The organism is Pseudomonas sp. NPDC089392, assembly GCF_044749595.1.
In the GTDB taxonomy this organism is placed as follows: Bacteria; Pseudomonadota; Gammaproteobacteria; order Pseudomonadales; family Pseudomonadaceae; genus Aquipseudomonas.
On record NZ_JBIVIF010000003.1, the window covers coordinates 356,839 to 373,304 of the forward strand.

Annotated in this window: 16 protein-coding genes; 5 read left to right on the top strand and 11 right to left on the bottom strand. The window is 60.7% G+C overall.

What is annotated here, in order from left to right:
• Window positions 1–10 precede the first annotated feature (10 nt).
• The 3 genes from ACIP1G_RS05330 (at window position 11) to ACIP1G_RS05340 (ending at window position 4,059) form a co-directional block, all read left to right on the top strand.
• Window positions 11–1,474, top strand: coding sequence for a purine-cytosine permease family protein (locus ACIP1G_RS05330; protein WP_400734479.1), 1,464 nt, complete (start codon window positions 11–13; stop codon window positions 1,472–1,474).
• Window positions 1,471–2,589 carry a class II histone deacetylase gene (locus ACIP1G_RS05335; RefSeq protein WP_400734481.1) on the top strand — a complete coding sequence of 373 codons (1,119 nt, stop codon included), beginning with the start codon at window positions 1,471–1,473 and terminating at the stop codon, window positions 2,587–2,589. Before ACIP1G_RS05330 ends, ACIP1G_RS05335 begins: the two co-directional genes overlap by 4 nt.
• Before the next feature lie 282 nt (window positions 2,590–2,871).
• Entirely contained in the window at window positions 2,872–4,059 is a 1,188-nt protein-coding gene (locus ACIP1G_RS05340) for an MFS transporter (RefSeq protein WP_400734483.1), read from the top strand.
• Between the two features lie 82 nt (window positions 4,060–4,141).
• On the opposite strand, the gene ACIP1G_RS05345 is transcribed toward ACIP1G_RS05340, so the two are convergent.
• Window positions 4,142–5,074, bottom strand: coding sequence for a LysR family transcriptional regulator (locus tag ACIP1G_RS05345; protein WP_400734485.1), 933 nt, complete (start codon window positions 5,072–5,074; stop codon window positions 4,142–4,144).
• A gap of 429 nt (window positions 5,075–5,503) precedes the next feature.
• Here ACIP1G_RS05345 and ACIP1G_RS05350 point away from each other — a divergent pair, with 429 nt between their 5' ends.
• Window positions 5,504–6,229: a tellurite resistance TerB family protein gene (locus tag ACIP1G_RS05350; protein ID WP_400734487.1), complete on the top strand. Its 726-nt coding sequence runs from the start codon at window positions 5,504–5,506 to the stop codon at window positions 6,227–6,229.
• Between the two features lie 277 nt (window positions 6,230–6,506).
• Here ACIP1G_RS05350 and ACIP1G_RS05355 read toward each other — a convergent pair whose 3' ends face one another.
• The 7 genes from ACIP1G_RS05355 to ACIP1G_RS05385 form a co-directional block, all read right to left on the bottom strand.
• Window positions 6,507–6,797 carry a DUF1330 domain-containing protein gene (locus ACIP1G_RS05355; RefSeq protein WP_400734489.1) on the bottom strand — a complete coding sequence of 97 codons (291 nt, stop codon included), beginning with the start codon at window positions 6,795–6,797 and terminating at the stop codon, window positions 6,507–6,509.
• Window positions 6,797–7,180: a hypothetical protein gene (locus tag ACIP1G_RS05360; RefSeq protein WP_400734491.1), complete on the bottom strand. Its 384-nt coding sequence runs from the start codon at window positions 7,178–7,180 to the stop codon at window positions 6,797–6,799. The genes ACIP1G_RS05355 and ACIP1G_RS05360 overlap by 1 nt, the downstream gene beginning before the upstream one ends.
• Window positions 7,181–7,240: 60 nt before the next feature.
• A complete protein-coding gene (locus ACIP1G_RS05365; RefSeq protein ID WP_400734493.1) occupies window positions 7,241–7,945 on the bottom strand; it encodes an SDR family oxidoreductase in 705 nt (234 codons plus the stop codon).
• Window positions 7,946–8,044: 99 nt separating this feature from the next.
• Window positions 8,045–8,938 carry a LysR substrate-binding domain-containing protein gene (locus tag ACIP1G_RS05370; RefSeq protein ID WP_400734494.1) on the bottom strand — a complete coding sequence of 298 codons (894 nt, stop codon included), beginning with the start codon at window positions 8,936–8,938 and terminating at the stop codon, window positions 8,045–8,047.
• 540 nt (window positions 8,939–9,478) lie between these two features.
• Entirely contained in the window at window positions 9,479–9,988 is a 510-nt protein-coding gene (locus ACIP1G_RS05375; protein WP_400734525.1) for a ProQ/FinO family protein, read from the bottom strand.
• 187 nt (window positions 9,989–10,175) lie between these two features.
• Entirely contained in the window at window positions 10,176–11,264 is a 1,089-nt protein-coding gene (locus ACIP1G_RS05380) for a polyamine ABC transporter substrate-binding protein (RefSeq protein WP_400734496.1), read from the bottom strand.
• Between the two features lie 35 nt (window positions 11,265–11,299).
• On the bottom strand, window positions 11,300–12,601 hold the full coding sequence (locus tag ACIP1G_RS05385; protein ID WP_400734498.1) for an NAD(P)/FAD-dependent oxidoreductase: 1,302 nt from the start codon (window positions 12,599–12,601) through the stop codon (window positions 11,300–11,302).
• Window positions 12,602–12,738: 137 nt separating this feature from the next.
• On the opposite strand from ACIP1G_RS05385, the gene ACIP1G_RS05390 reads away from it, so the two are divergent.
• Window positions 12,739–13,659: a LysR substrate-binding domain-containing protein gene (locus tag ACIP1G_RS05390; protein WP_400734499.1), complete on the top strand. Its 921-nt coding sequence runs from the start codon at window positions 12,739–12,741 to the stop codon at window positions 13,657–13,659.
• A 21-nt stretch (window positions 13,660–13,680) separates the two neighbouring features.
• On the opposite strand, the gene ACIP1G_RS05395 is transcribed toward ACIP1G_RS05390, so the two are convergent.
• From ACIP1G_RS05395 to ACIP1G_RS05405, 3 genes are all read right to left on the bottom strand, one after another.
• A complete protein-coding gene (locus ACIP1G_RS05395; RefSeq protein ID WP_400734501.1) occupies window positions 13,681–14,367 on the bottom strand; it encodes a cupin domain-containing protein in 687 nt (228 codons plus the stop codon).
• Window positions 14,368–14,446: 79 nt separating this feature from the next.
• The gene (locus ACIP1G_RS05400) at window positions 14,447–14,938 is read right to left on the bottom strand and encodes a GNAT family N-acetyltransferase (RefSeq protein WP_400734502.1); all 492 of its coding nucleotides are present in this window, start codon (window positions 14,936–14,938) and stop codon (window positions 14,447–14,449) included.
• A gap of 34 nt (window positions 14,939–14,972) precedes the next feature.
• The gene (locus tag ACIP1G_RS05405) at window positions 14,973–16,190 is read right to left on the bottom strand and encodes a Bcr/CflA family multidrug efflux MFS transporter (RefSeq protein WP_400734504.1); all 1,218 of its coding nucleotides are present in this window, start codon (window positions 16,188–16,190) and stop codon (window positions 14,973–14,975) included.
• Between the last annotated feature and the right edge of the window lie 276 nt (window positions 16,191–16,466).

Sequence of the window (16,466 nt, forward strand, 5' to 3'; positions counted from 1 at the left end):
AAACAAGAAAATGAGAATGACATCCAATGGGCAAAGTGCCTCGGTGAGGCCCGCGATCGCGCGGGGCCGGTCCGACGGTGCGGAACGGCGCTCCGTAGATTTCGTACCGGTGTCTGAGCGTCACGGCAGCGTGCGACACCTCGGTGCCGTCTGGATCGTTGCCAACATCAACCTGACCGCAATGGCGACCGGCGTGACGACACTGGCGCTGGGCGGCCCACTGTTCTGGACGTTGGTCGCGACCGTGTGCGGCTCGCTGTTCGGCACGCTTTTCATGGCGCTGCATTCCTCGCAAGGGCCGCACTTGGGGCTTCCGCAGCTGGTTCAGTCCCGAGCGCAGTTCGGCTTCTTCGGCGCCGCGATCACGGTATGGGTCTTCGCCCTCGTCAACTACTTCAACTACAACGTCGCCGACGCGATCCTGGCGGGGTCAAGCCTGCATTTTCTGCTGGGGATTCCAACCGCCTGGGGGTTCCCGATCGCAGTACTGTTCGCCGGCACCCTGGCGTTGTATGGCTACCGCTGGATCCACCGGGTCAACCGTTTCCTGGTCGTTCCGCTGGGTCTGACGATCGTGGTGCTGACCTTCGCCGCGGTGGCACGCAGCGCGATTCCTGAGGGTGTGTTTGAGCCTGGCCCTATCGAATGGCATGCCTTCGCCACCACCTTCGTCATCGTGGCGGGCTTCCAGCTTGGCTGGGCGCCCTACGTGTCCGACTACTCCCGCTACCTGTCCCCCAGCGTTTCCACGCGCTCATCGTTCCTGTGGACCTACCTGCCGTCGGCGATCTCGGCGCTCTGGGTGATCGGCCTGGGCTCCTTGCTCGCGGCGGCCACGCCCGGCGCCACGGTCATCATGGCGATCGCGCACGGTGGCGATAGCCTGTTCCCAGGTGGCGGGCACCTTGCGGTCGCGCTGCTGTTCCTCGGCCTGCTAGTGGTGATGGCGCTCAATGCCTATGGCGGCAGCCTGACCCTGATCTCGATCGTCGACTGCTTCCGTCGGGTGCGGCCGTCGCTGGCGATGCGAGCCGTCACGATCGTTGCGATGACGCTGTCGGTATGGGTTGTCGCGGCAATGGTCGGCGAGGACCGGTTCAACGTGTTCTATGGAAACGTCCTGGTATTCCTTGCCTACCTGTTCACACCCTGGACGGCCATCAACCTGGTGGACTTCTACCTCGTGCGCAAGGGGTGCTACTCGATCCGCGAACTGTTCAACCCCGTGGGAATTTATGGGCGTTGGGGATGGCAAGGCAATGTCGCCTACCTCGGCGCGCTGGTGGTGATGGTCCCATTCTTCGTCACGGCGCCCTATACCGGATGGATCGCACGGCAAATGGGGGATATCGACCTCTCGATGTTTGTAGGCCTGGTGGCTGCCAGCGCATTTTATCTTCTTACTTCTCGAACCCTTGATCTGGGCAACGAACGTCGCCTGGTGGAAAAGGAACAACAGGTCAGCGAGCGATGAACATGAAAACAACCGGCTGGATTTGGGACGAACGCTTTACCACTCACGATACCCGGGCCTGGAGCCTGCCCTGGCAGGAGCCGATCGACCATCCCGAGAAGGGCGATACCAAGCGCCGCTTCGCAAGTCTAGTCACGCGCAGCGGCCTTGAGAAGCAGCTTGTTTCGCTGCCCTTCAGCCCGGCCTTGCAGGCCGACCTGCTGCGGGTGCACACGCCCGCGTATGTCGATCGGATCCTGAATCCGACCGGCCCGGCCTGGAGCGATGCGGGCGATGGTGAGACGCCCGTGGGGCCTGGTTCGGCGGATGTCGCAAGGCTCGCGGCAGGTGCTGTGATCGCAGCGTTCGAAGCGGTCGTGGCGGGTACCGTGAGCAACGCCTACGCACTCATTCGCCCGCCAGGGCACCATGCGGTTGCCGACCAGGGCATGGGGTATTGCATCTTCCACAACACCGCGGTCGGCATCCGCCATCTCCAGCACACCGGCGCGGTGGCACGTGTCGCGGTCATCGACTGGGATGTTCATCACGGCAACGGGACCGAAACCCTGTTCTACGACGACCCGTCGGTGTTGACGATCTCCCTTCACCAGGACGGTCTCTACCCCATCGGGCGGGGGAAGGTTGACGACATCGGCGCAGGCGCAGGCATCGGCGCCAACCTCAACATCCCGCTTCCGGCAGGATCTGGGCGAGGTGCATATGTGGGTGCGTTCGAGCGGGTGGTCATCCCTGCGATCCGTCGTTTCCGGCCGGACCTCATCGTAATCGCGAGCGGCTTCGACTCGGCGGCAATGGACCCCTTCGGGCGCCAGCTGCTGCACTCCGAGGCCTATCGTGAGCTGACGACACTGGTGATGCGCTTGGCCGATGAGGTGTGCAAATCGCGGGTTGTGGCCGTGCACGAGGGTGGCTACGACCCGCTCATGGGGCCGTTCTGCGGGCTCGCCGTGGTCGAGACGCTTGCCGGGCGACGCACGGCCGTCGAGGACCCTTGGATCGGCACGGTCGTGAACCTACCGGAGCAAGCCTTGTTGCCCCACCATGACGCGGCGATACGCGCGTGCGAGCCACTTCTGGCGGGAGTTCCGGTTGGTTGCGAACCAGCCCGATGATACAGAGCGTAGGTGCCTGAAGTAGGACCAACGGATGTGCCATCACCCCTGCATGAGATCATGCAGGGGTGTTATTCCATAGCGAGGTTCACGGTCTTGCGGCAATATTGGTCGCTAACCGACCCAGAGCGGACGCATCTGGTAGGTTGCTTCGCGGGGTGTCCCGAATCATGTCACCGATCACCATTATTGAATTTTCTTCATTTGTACTTGGAAAATTCGCCAGAAATGGGAAATTCAATAAATAATAAACTGGCAGGCATCTCAATTGGAGTTCACCCCATGTCTGCTTACGAGTCACCCGCTTCGGCGACTTCTGTTGCAAAAGGCGCCGGCATCAGCGTCGCGATATTAGCCTTCTCAGCCTTCCTCATCGTTACGACAGAATTCCTGATTGTCGGACTGCTCCCGAACCTCGCCAGAGACCTTGGCATCTCGATTTCTGTCGCAGGGCAATTGGTAACGCTTTTTGCATTCACGGTCATGGTCTTTGGCCCGCCCCTGACGGCGGCGCTTTCCCATCTTGATAGAAAAAAACTGTTTATCTCGATCCTGTTGATCTTCGCCGCATCGAATGTGCTCGCTGCTGTCTCGAGCAACTTCTGGATTCTTGCGGTCGCACGGGTAGTACCAGCGTTAGCGCTGCCAGTATTTTGGGGAACAGCGAGTGAAACCGCCGGACAGCTTGCGGGCCCGGAGCGAGCTGGCCAGGCCATCTCCAAGGTTTACCTGGGCATCTCAGCAGCAATGCTACTTGGCATCCCGCTTGGCACCGTTGTCTCCAATGCAATTGGCTGGAGAGGCGCGTTCTGGTTGCTGGCGGGGATGTCCTTGATAATGGCTGTGGCGATGTTGGCCTACATGCCAAGTGTTGCGCGTACTACCAAAGTCGATTTTCTGAAGCAGGCGCGGATTTTCAAAGAAGCCTACTTCCTCTCCAACGTCCTTCTGTCGATCGTCGTGTTCAGCGCGATGTTCATCGCTTACACCTACCTGGCCGATATCCTTGAACGAGTAGCCGGCGTTGCCCAGGAAAATGTGGGATGGTGGCTTATGGCATTTGGCGCCATCGGGCTGGTAGGTAATTGGATCGGCGGAAAGGCCGTCGACAAGTCCCCAATTAAGGCGACAGGGCTTTTTTTGCTCCTCCTTGCAATTGGTATGGCTGCAATTGTGCCGTTAGCGCATACAGGTTTGCTTTTCTGCGCCGCACTGGGGCTGTGGGGAATTGCAAATACTGCGCTTTATCCGGTGAGCCAGGTGCGGGTCATGAGTTCGGTTTCGCACTCCCAGGCGCTCGCGGGAACCACGAACGTTTCCGCTGCCAATGCTGGTATCGGTATCGGCGCGATTGTCGGCGGAATGACTATCCCAAGTCTCGGCGTGGAGTACCTCGGCTATGTTGCTGCCGCAGTGGCGGTGCTCGCTTTAGCACTTGTTCCGGTGGTTCGTAACTTCGCACCAAAGTAAATTTTTAAGCGCATACAGGTGCTTGAGGGCAGAAACGGAGCAGCTTCGAGTAAGTTGGCTGCTCCGTTTTGCTGCCAGCATTCTACGAATCCATAGACCTCGTGCCATGTGCGGTCAACCGTGGAAGCAGGTAGTCCAATATTGCGCGAACCTTGGGAAGCCCTTCCCGGCTTTTCAGCCATACCAGATTCATCGGTAGGCCATCGGTCGCCAGATCAGGCAGCACCTCAACTAAAGCGCCAGAATCTATGTGTCGCTGAGTCAGCCAGGTGGGTAACTGACCTATCCCGTGCCCTGCTAACACCGCTGCGACCTCTCCCTCTCCATCGCCAACAGCAATGCGTGGCTGGAAGGTTCGACGTTCCATCTCCCCAGAATGGCGGCCCTTGAAGAACCAAGGGGTGACCATTCCATCGCTATGCCCATAACCAACACAATGGTGGTGTTCGAGTTCGCGTTCGTTTTGAGGTGTGCCGTTACGCTCCAGGTACTGAGGGGATGCACAGAAGATAAGGCGCTGCGCACCAAAATACTGGTGCCCCAGATTCGACGGCCACGCGTCAGGCCCGCCAATGCGAACGACTATGTCAATGCCCTCGTACGCCGGATCAATAAAGCGATCCGTGAACGATATGTGGGGTTGAAGCATGGGATGTAGTAGCAAGAAATCCATGAGCAGCGGGAGGACATGTAGCCGTCCGTAGGAGGCTGGAAGATCAACACGAACCTTGCCGTGAGGCTCATTGCCTTCAGCCACAATTGCATGCTCCACCTCTTCCAGATCCGCCAGAACTGATGTGCAGGTTCTGTAGAACACAACGCCGGAATCAGTGAGCGACAACGTGCGGGTCGTACGATTGAAAAGTCGTGCTCCGAGACGAGCCTCTAGACGAGCTACGCTCTTGCTAACTGCCGAACTTGTCAAATTCAGCCTTTCAGCAGCCGCAGTGAAGCTCCCGAAGTCAGCAACAGCAACGAATACGTCGATTCCTTTGAGCCGCTCGGATGAGAACATCGAAGGTCTCCATTGATGAAATTTTGTCAGCTTACTTGGAAAATTATTACGAAGGCATGCCTTAATTTCACTTATGGGTTAAATCACTATCGATGGCGACTTGAGAGGCTTAGCACCATGGGCTCTGCGGGCTTTGGACGAGTGTTGAGATTGATAGTCTTTTGGAGAACTGATGGGAGTTTTATCAACGAATTTCGTCTTGGCGATAGCCTCCTTCGCACCCGCTTCGTCATGGCCCCGATGACGCACTCTCACGCTCCTCTTCTGGCCGTGAGCTGCCTCTCCATGAAGGGCAGCTATGGGTCGATAGCGGCCTGTCACGGACGACCGCTGTTGCCCCATAGCCGTCAGCCAAACGGTCATGGCAGTTCGCCTCGTGGGGGCTATCGTTGCTTGTTTGGGCAACGACTACCGATCGAGGGTAGAGCCATGAACACCAGTGATTTGCTCGAACAGCTACTTCGTGCCGGCCAGAATGCGCAAGCGCAACAAGGCAGTAGCGGCATGTCATCGCAAGACGGCCTGGGCGGTTTGGGTGGTTTGCTGGGCGGCCTGCTTGGCGGTGGTAGTTCAACGGGCGGCGGCAATGGCCTTGGTGGATTACTGGGTGGCCTGCTGGGTGGCGGTGGCGCCAGCAGCGCTGGTAGCTCTTCCCAGGGGCGCGCTGCAGGCGGTATCAATTACGCGGCCCTGGCATCGTTGGGCATGATGGCGTTCCAGGCCTATCAAAGCTGGCAACGCAGCCAGGCGGCAGCCCCGCAACAGGCAGTGCGCACTGTCGATCAATTGTCCGGCCCCGAGGCAGAAGATCACAGCCATGCAATCTTGCGCGCGCTGATTGCCGCAGCCAAGGCTGACGGGCGCATTGACCAGCAAGAAGAACAGCTGATCTACGCTGAAATCAAACGGCAGACCAATGACCCGCAACTGCAGCAATGGCTTGATGAAGAAGTCAGCAAGCCACTCGATGCTGCCGAGGTGGCGCGGTCGGCCCAGGACCCCGGTATGGCCGCGGAAATGTACCTGGCCAGCGTGATGCTGGTGGATGACCAGCAGGACGCAGAGCGGGCCTACCTTGACGAACTGGCCAGCGCACTGCAAATCGATCCGACATTGCAGGTGCACCTGGAACAGCAGGCCAAGGGCGCCGCCTGATGGGCTGAGATGTGCGCATTGGATGGCTGGCCCTGGAGGGCCCCATCGCCAGCAAGCCAACGCTCATAGAACAACACATAACTCATTGATTAGCAGTGACCTGTGGGAGCGGGTTTACCCGCGAATGCGATGGTGATTTAACCGCCGCATTCGCGGGTAAACCCGCTCCCACAGGGTCTGCAATACGCTTGAGGACTCTGTTCTCTGCGCGACAGCGCAGCCCAAAGGGCTGGGTGATCTCCCACAGAGAATCGCGATCTCATGTGGTGAAAGTTGCTCAGCTCACATCACCCTCGATAATCAGTACCTCTCGACGATAGGTGCGTAATGCCACCGCCTTTGCTTGCGTATAGGCCGGGTCGTCATAGCACGCCTTGGCTTGGGCGTAACTGTCGAACTCGACAGCGAGCGCACGTACGCTGGTGTGCGCTTCCACGAGCGCAGCCGAATCGAGGACCTTGAGCCTTGCACCATACTTCTCGGCGATAGGCGCCCATAACCGACCGTACTCCTGCTGAGCCTCTGTATCGGTAACAGCAGCCCCAAGAATGATCCAGTAACCCTTCATCAATGACTCCTGTTTTCAGTTTTTACCTCACGGCGCCAGCCAGGAGGATTGCCACAATGCCTCATGGCGCAAGAAACGAGCCCGTTGCTGAACTGGCCGAGCAAGATCCAGCCACTCCAGCGCCCGCGCCTCGATACAAATGACCGCAAAATGCTCGAAACCATCCTGACTGCGCTCGTAGGCGCTTTCTTTGCCGAACGCCTGTCCGCGTAGAAGTACAACGTGCCTGCAAGGGCGTCGACATCACGCAGCACGACCGTTCTGGAGACGGGCCATCCTTGCTCGTCCAGAGTAGACAGTTGCATGAGCCGATAAGGGTTGCGCACCGGGCCGGCCGGGATGGCCAGGACCGCCCAGATGCGCTGAAGCAGATCGTGCAGCATGAGAGAGCCGATGTTCCATGAGGCGAAGGCCACAGCCGCGCAGGCTGCGGCCACGGATGATCAAACGCTGCGTGTCACGCCGCCATCGACCTTGATGTTCTGCCCGGTGATGTAGCCAGCGCCTTCGCTGGCCAGGAACGCGATAGTGGCGGCGACCTCCTCGCTGGTGCCATAGCGTTTGAGCGGCACGCTGTCGCGGCGCTGTTCGGTAGCCGGCAGGCTGTCGATCCAGCCCGGAAGCACGTTGTTGATGCGCACGTTATCCCCGGCGAAGTTGTCGGCGAAGATCTTGGTGAAGGCGGCCAGCCCCGAGCGGAATACCGCAGAAGTGGGGAACAGCTCGCTGGGCTCGAACGCCCAAGCGGTGGAAATATTGATGATCACCCCACCCTTCTGGCGCTGCATGTAAGGTGTCACCAGGCGAGTCGGGCGAATGACATTGAGCAGGTAGGTGTCCATGCCCTTGTGCCAGTCCTCGTCACTGATTTCCAGGATCGGCGCACGCGGGCCATGGCCGGCGCTGTTGACCAGCACGTCGATACGCCCCCACTTCTCCACCACAGCGTCGACCAGGCGTTGCAGGTCTTCGACCGACTGGTTGCTGCCGGTTACACCAATACCACCCAGCTCGGCCGCCAGCGCCTCGCCCTTGCCCGAAGATGAAAGAATGCCAACCTTGAAACCGTCAGCGGCCAGGCGACGTGCTGCTGCCGCGCCCATGCCGCTGCCACCGGCCGTGATAATCGCTACTTTTTCTACTGACATGCTGCCTCCGGGCTTGCAATTAGTGATTACTCAGGTGCAATCACCTTAGCAGCAGCGCTAGTTGCGAGGGAGGCAGCCAAACTTTACCGTTACAGTAGATTAACTATCGCCAGCCTGTTGCTTCAGCCAATCTTGCACGACGTTTAGCGATTCAGGCTGGCGCAACTTGCGTGGCCAGACCAGATAGAACGACTTGTCGAGCTGTAGTTGCTGAGTGAAGACCTGCATCAGCCTGCCTGATTGGATGTCATCGCTGACGAAAGCCAGGCTGGACAAGGCAATGCCCTGCCCGCTGATGGCCGCCTCGATGGCCAGTGAGGTCTGGTTGAAGCGCAGGTTCCTGGCCGTCGGCTGCACGTGCTGAGGGAACAGCTGTGCGAGGAACTGAGGCCAGAAATTGTGGGCATCGTGCAGCATGATGAAGCCCTGCAACTGCTCGAAGCTGCCGGGCACTTCGGTACCGCCAAACAACGTTGGGCTGGCCACCGCAACGATGCGCTGCTCCATCAGCTGTTCGCTGTTCAAACCCGCGCCGAATTCGGGCTTGCCATAACGGACCGCGAGATCCACGCCATCGGTGCTGAAGTGGGAGAGTCGATCTGTTGCCAGCACCCGCAAATCGATATCCGGATAGCGCTGCGCAAAGTTGGCGAGCCTGGGAATAAGCCATTTCAATGCGAAGGTCGGTGTAACGCTGACTGTCAGGTGAGCAGTCTGCGGCCTTAGCAGGCGTGTTGCCTCATCGATCATGGCCAAAGCACTGCGAATGCTACCGCTGTACCCCAGGCCCGCATCGGTCAAGGCCAAGCCCCGGGGCAGGCGTTCAAACAAGCGAAGATTCAGGCTCGCCTCCAGCCCGCGTATCTGTTGCGCAACTGCCGCCTGGGTCACCCCCAGCTCCTCGGCAGCCAGGCGGAAGTTCAAGTGGCGGGCAACCACTTCAAACACACGTAGCGCGTTAAGCGAGGGTAATTCGGGGAAACCGTCTGGCATGGCAATGGAAATTCTATCGGCTCAGGAGATTTTTTTTGCCTCTCTCATGCCTTGGTAGGGTTGATAGCCTAACCGGGCTGGAAAGATTCACTGCGCCGAGGCTACTCCCCGAGAACGAAAAGGCAAGGTGTTCTCCGTGCCTTTAGCAGCGCCTGTTCGATCGAGCGCCGCCCGCGCGGCGCTTCGCGGCACAAGGCCGCTCCCACATCTGTTTCGGGCCAGTTACTCCTGCCACCTGCGCACTCGCACCCTGGGTGCATGGCTGGAGATTGAGAGCAGCAGCGGCGCAGCCGATATCGAGGGGAACAAACAAGGCGGACAGCGGTGACCTCACAGAAGTGACTGGCCCGAAACAGACAGTGGGAGCGGCCTTGTGCCGCGAAGCGCCGCGCGGGCGGCGCTCGATCTAACAGGCAACCAAAATCCCAAGGCAAGCACCCGCCACCCAACATCAGACTGGAGTATCACCAGCCTTCAGGCAAGCGCCGTATTTGTGCGAGCCGCGGTTGCCGGCGATGGGCCGCGCCGCGGCTCCGGCATTCAAACCGTAGTCTGTTCCACGACGGTATCGGCAACGGGCGCAGGGACATGCGCTTTTGGCTTCGCACGATTTCGTCGGCCTTGGCTGCGTTGCCGCGAAGCCTGCTGCTTCGCATACATCGCCTGGGCGGCAGTCACAATGCCGGCTGCCTGCCCACCCAAGTCCAAGCGTGGCGCATTCTCCACCATACTTGCCCAGTATCGAGCTCCCCGGCACCAGGTAGAGATGCCCAGCTTGAGCTGTTCGCGGGTTATTCCGAGCAGTTCCAGGTGTTGCTCAGCATCCTTCAAAATGCCCTCTTTGAGCGGAACCTTGGGGGCCGGATTGACAGGGAACGCCAATGGAAAATGCTTCTGCAATGGCCAGATCGCTTCCACCGCCGGGTCCTGCTCACGAGGCTTGGCCTGCGCGGCGGATTTGCGTTTAGGGTGCGTAGCATTCTCGGCCTTTGCCTGCTCATTTTCAGCCCGCAGGCGGTCACGTAGTCCAGCTAGTTGTTCAAAACCCATCGTTAAATTCACTGCTTCGAGGTTGATTGCGTGGCGCAAGGATATTCCATACAGCGCTTGGGAGCAGCTGAAACCGGATAAATCGCTGCTGGCTTAGTGGATTTCACCTCTGCTTGGGCAGTCTTCGGCCATCCCAATCAAGCGCTCCGGTACATGCACATTTGGCGCCCGCCAACCGGTCGCTGCATCATTTCCCACTTGTCACTCTGGTCCAGAGCCGGGTACTCAAGCGCATCCCCGCCGGCGACAGGGTCTTGATCGGGAACAGCGTATCGAGCACCGATTCCGGCGGGTAGATCGCCGGGTTATCGCGCAGATCAGGCGTGATGTACTCCAGCGCCGCCGCATTCCCATTCGGGTACTTCACCGCATTGCTGATGTTGGCGATCACCTTCGGCTCTAACAGGTAGTTCAGGTACGCGTATCCATTCTGCCGGTGCGGAGCCCCCTTGGGCATCACTACCATGTCCACTGCCACGGTCGAGCCTTCACGCGGAATGCTGTAGCCCACATCCACCCCATTCCCGGCCTGCTTGGCACTGCTCATGGCCTGTAACACATCGCCACTGAAACCGATGGCCACGCAAATATTGCCGTTGGCCAAATCACTCACGTACTTGGACTGGTGGAAGTAACTGATGTAGGGCCGCACCGCCAGCAACGCCGCCTCGGCCTTCTTCAGGTCTTCGGGGTTCTCGCTGTGCGGTTCCAGGCCCAGTGTCTTCAGGGTGATGGAAATGATTTGCGTCGGGTTGTCGAGGAACGCTACGCCACAATGGCTGAGCCTCTGGATGTTTTCCGGCTTGAACAACAGGTCCCAGGACTGTGTCACCTCGGTGCTGCCGAAGATCGCCTTGATCTTCTCCACGTTGTAGCCAATGCCGGTGGTCACCCACATGTACGGGATCGCGTAGCGGTTGCCAGGGTCGCTGGCCTCCAGGATCTTCATCAGCTTTGGATCAAGGTTGTGCCAGTTGGGTAACTGGCTGCGATCCAGCGCTTCGATGGCCCCCGCCTTGATCAGGCGCGGCAGGAAGTGGTTCGAGGGGCTTGCCAGGTCGTAACCGCTGTTGCCGGTCATCAGCTTGGCTTCGGTGGTCTCGTTGCTGTCGATCAGGTCGTAGGTGGTCTGGATGCCAGTGCGCCGGGTGAACTCGGCCAGGGTGTCATCAGCGATATAACCGCTCCAGTTGGCGATGTTGACCCGTTCTTCGGCATGCGCCGCGGTAGCCAGCAACGCTGAGGACAACAGGGCCACGCAAATGTGCTTGCTCATGGACTCGCTCTCTTGTTCTTGTTTGAAAGGTAAAATCAGCGCTCGCCCTGGGCACGGCGCACTTCCCAGGCCATGCGCACGCTGGCGCCGAGGTCGAAAAACGGCCGTGGCGGCAGGTAGCCGGGGCGGGCCTGGCCAAGCACATCGCGCAGCAAGGCCGAATCGGCGCCAATGGCCATCTCCACCAGCAAGCGGCCCCACAAGGTGCCGCGGGCTACACCCGAGCCATTGCACCCGGCCACGGCATGCAGGCCGTCCTCGACCCGGGCGAAATAAGGCTCGCCAGAACGCGTGCCGCTGAGGTGGCCGGTCCAGGTGTATTCGAGGTCTTGCGCTGTGATGCCCGGGAAGCGCTTTTGCAGGCCCAGCAGGTGCTCGCGCTGGCGCACGACCAGGCCGGCGGCATTGATGTCGCGCTGGCGATATTCCACGGTGTTGCGGATCAACAACCGGCGCCCTGGCAGAAGGCGCAGTGTGCAGCCGCCTGGCAAAGTGGACAGTACGCCCCAGCCCAGGTCGTCGAACAGTTGCGGCCAGTGCCCTTCGGTGAGCGGGCGGGTAATGCTGGCGCTCAGCTCCAAGGGGAAAGTGCCGCTGCGCTTGAGGTTAACCCTTTGCAGGAACGCGCCCACACATACCAGGACCTGCCGGGCCTGCACTTCGCCTGCTTCGGCCTGGGCGGTCCAGCCTTTGCCGAGGCGGCGGCGCAGCTCGGTTACTGCGCTGTGCTCGAAGACTTCCACCTGCTCCGGCAGGCTGTCGGCCAGGCCTTTGACGTAGCGGGCCGGCTGCATCAGCCCGTTACCACCAGCGCAGTGAATGGCGCGGGTATAGAATGACGTGCCCAGACGCTGCTGCAGAGTCGTGCCCTCGAGGAACTGCGCCTGGGCACCCACGGACGCCAGGGTTTCCAGGGTCTGCTCGACTTCTTGCAGATGCGCCGGTTCATGCACCGCGAAGTGGTAGCCCCTGTCACTGATTTCGCAGTCCAACTGCAGCTCGGCGATGCGTCGACGCACCTCCTCCCCCGCCGCCACGCCAATACGCGACGCGACCTGGTAACCGGCGAACCCCGCCGTGCCGATCAGTTCGTCAGCCCCAGGCAACTCATGGCTGACCACAAACCCGGAATTGCGCGCCGACGCGCCTTGGGCGACGCGCTGGCGTTCGAGCAACACCACCCGTTGCTCGGGAAATCGCCGCGCCAGGGTATGGGCCGCCGAGAGGCCGGTGATGCCGCCGCCGATAATCAGCCAGTCGACCTGTTGAGTGCCCTCAAGGCGCGGCTTTACCGGCGACTCTCCTGCCAGGGCGATCCAGCCACAGTGATTGTTCATTGTCCGTCACTCCTTCACAATTGATGCGCAGGCGTGATCGACCAGATATCCCCGAAAGCCCGCTGCATGCCTTTAATCTACGGACATGAAGCCGAGCTTTCTAACGCTAATAATTCATCCATCCATTCGGAATTTGCATGGATACAAACCTTCGTATGCCCTCGCTGCAAGCACTGCAGGCGCTGGTCCGGGTAGCGGAAACCCATAGCTTCACCGAAGCCGCCCGCCAGCTCCACCTGACCCAAAGCGCGATCAGCCGGCAGATCCAGCAGTTGGAAGAGCACTACCAGACCGTGCTGTTCGACCGCACCAGCCGCAAGGTCGCGCTGACCGAGCACGGTCGCGAGGTATACGAGGTGACGCGGGACCTGCTCAAGTCCCTGCGCACGTTGGAACAGCGCTTGGCCCCAGCGCCCTTGGACCGCCCTTTCCGCATCCGCATATTCGTATCCCTGGCGGTGCGCTGGCTGTTGCCGCGGCTGAGTTCGTTCTATGCGGTGAACCCCGGGCTGACCCTGTCCATCGAGACCGTCAGCGGGGAACTGGTGGACGAAGGCGGCGATTGCGATGCCTATGTGCTGTACCTGCCTGGCGGCCTGGACGATCGCCGGCTGACGCCGCTGTTCGACGAATACCTGATCCCGGTGTGCGCCGCGCAGCTAAACGACGGCCGCGCCCCACCCAGTTCGGCCGAGGCACTGGCCGGCCATTCGCTGATCCACGGTTCCACTTCGCGCTACGAATGGAACCTGTGGCTCAAGGCGCAGAAAGACCTGCCCCTGCGCAACTACCAGCACCTGCTGTTCAACCTCGACGACCTGGCGCTGGACGCCGCCGCCCGTGGTCTGGGCATCGCCATGACCGACCGCATGCTGGCCCACGACGCGCTGGTGCGCGGCGATCTGCTGGTGCCCTTCGGCGAGGCGCTGAAGACCGGCGGCGTGTATGCCCTATGGCTACGGGACAGCGGCGTTGCTCATCCCGCGTGCCAGGCAGTGTTGAAGTGGTTCGAGGAACAGGTGGCGCAGACCATGCAACCGGGAACGCCTCTACGGTAATAGGCCAGAAGCGGTGCGTGTTCAGTGCTGAGGCAGGCAAAGCCTTGACGTTGGCAAGCTGAACAGGTGCCCGGTCTTGAGATAGACCGTGGCACCTTGGTCACCTGCCGTCACGCGCAGGCCAGCGCCGTTGGGCTGGCGCATCCAGCTGCCACTGCGCAGCGTTTGCCCGCACGCCTCGACCTGGCCGGTGATTACCAGCAATTCAGCACCGGCAACGTGCTGGATAAGCAGCGGCGTTCCCGGCCCCAAGCGTTGCAGGCAGACCTGTTCGTGGGCGCTATGGAAAAGCGCGCAGATCTCGCGCCCGTCCAGTTCTGCCCAGTTGGCTGGGTTATGGGTGTCGATACAAACCGAGTTGGTATCGTCAGCCTCCATCTGCCACAACTTGACGAAGATGACCGCCCCTTCAAGGCTGGACGGCTGATGGCTTGAACCCGGTGGATTGCGCAGGTAGTAGCCGGCCGGAAAATGCCTCTCGCCTTCCGAGAAGGTTCCGCCAAGTACAAGAATCTCCTCGCCGCCGGGATGTGAATGGCGCGGAAAACAGGAGTGAGGAGCATAGCGCACAATGCTCGTGGCCCTGGCTTTCTCACCGCCAAGCCGGTCCAGCATTACCCGCTCCACCCCCTGCTGTGGGGAGGCCACCCACTGGTAATCGTCAGCGGTGACGATTGCCGGCTGGGAGAAGTCTGCATTGACGCGCATATTCAAGGTCCTGGTAAAGAGCCATGGGGCAGTGCCAGCCCCATGATTATCCTGGCACAGCAGTTCAGAGGCTATCGGCTCAGAGGCTCATGACCATTTCGTGCCAAGCCATGCCACCGTGGTCGGAGGGCGAGGGACGCACATACTGGTAGCCCATCTTGCGGTACAGCTCGACATGCTGCTCCTTGCACATCAGGTGGATGGTCTGCTTGCCCTGCCCCTTCATGCGCGCAATGAATTCATTCATCAGCAGCTTGGCGTAGCCTTTGCCCTGTTGGGCGGGGTCTACCACCACCGACATGATCACCACGTTGGGGGCCACCGGGTCATGCCCGACCAGTTCCTTGAACGCCTCGTCGGACATCACCACTTGATGGGCGCAGCCGCTATTGATGAAGCCGACGATGCCTTGCTGGTCTTCGAGCAGCAAGAAGCCTTGTGGATACTGGCTGATGCGGGTGCGGATCTTCTCCAGGGTAGCCGCCTCGTCGCCTTCGTAGGCGCCGATCTCGATCTCGTAGCAGCGCTCGGCGTCCTCGACGACGGGCTGGCGGAATTGCGTGTTGCTCATTGGGCAGGCTCCGGAAAATGAAGTGACGACCCCGCTATGGTAAATGACCTTGTGCTTGCTGGCCGAGCAGGTTTTCGCGGAGCGTGCGCACCCTGAGCCAGCCATAGCAAAGCACTGCCCCAGCCCCTGCGGCGGCAATCACCAGGCACATCGGCCGCGGTGAACCATCGGCCAGGCTCCCCACCAAGGCACTGAACGCCGCCCCCATGGCAAACTGGGTCGCCACGGCTACCCCGGCCGCTGCGCCAGCATTGGCCGGGAACAGCTTGAGCAGGCTGGCCACGCAATTGGCGCCCATCAGGCCGGTGACGCTGACATACAACACCACCAGGCCGACGATACCGCCCAGGCCCAACAGCCCTGCCCCGCCCAATACACCCAAGCCCAGCGCTGCGATGCCGGCAAACACCGCACCCAGGCCCAGCATCGACAGCGGGCCGACGCTGCTGACCAAACGGGCATTGAGGAGGGTCATGATGATCACCCCGCCGATGTTCAGGGCAAACAGCCAGCCATAGGTGTGCGTGGAAACGCCGAAGTACTCGATGTACACATATGGCGATGCGGTAATGAAGGCGAACATGCCGCCGAACGACAGCCCCATGCACAGGATGAACGCCAGTGCCGTCGGGCTGCGGGCGATGTGCCAATAGCCGGCCAGGGCGGCGCCAAGCGAGCCTGCGCGCTTATCGGCGGGGTGGGTTTCCGGAATGCTCCACACGCAAGCGGCCAGACACAGGGCGGCGAATACGAACAGCCCGGCGAAGATCGTGCGCCAGCCTTCAAGCAGCATCAGGAAGCTGCCGGCCAGCGGCGCGACCAAGGTGGCGATCATGGTTACCAGGTGCATCAGCGACAGGGTTCTGGCGGCTTCGTTGATGGCAAACAGGTCGCGTACGATGGTTCGGGCCAGCACCGAAGCGGCGGCACCGCCGAGCGCCTGCAGGAAGCGCCAGGCAATCAGTTGTTCGACGCTGCCGGCCAGCATGCAGCCGACCGTGGCGCCCAGGTACAGCAGCATGCCGCCGATCAACAGCGGCTTGCGGCCGAAGCGGTCGGAGAGCGGGCCGTGGAACAGCATGCCCAGGCACAGACCGGCGAGGAACGCGCCGATGGTCAGTTGCACGCTGGCGGCGCTGGCCTGCAGGTCGCGGGCGATGGCAGGCAGGCTGGGCAGGTAGGTGTCGATCGACAGGGGGGCGAAGGCTACCAGGGCGGCCAGTAGCACGATCAGGCGGCTGGGGTGGGTCAACGTTTGCGCTCCGGGCGGTTGGGCGGACGGAAACGATAACATATTAATTAAATGGCACCATATGGGAGCAACTGTCTTGCTCAATTTCCAAGAGCTGGCGCGATCCCTGCGGGAGGGGGCTTGCCCGCGAAAAACCCAACGCGGTGCATGGCACCGGCTTCGCCGGTGTTCGCGGGCAAGCCCTAATGCCAGTCAGTTAAGCTCCCCAGGTTTCTTTTTCGGATATTTGGCAGGCTTGGGTTTGACGACCCTCGGATAACTGCGCTGCCGCCTCGC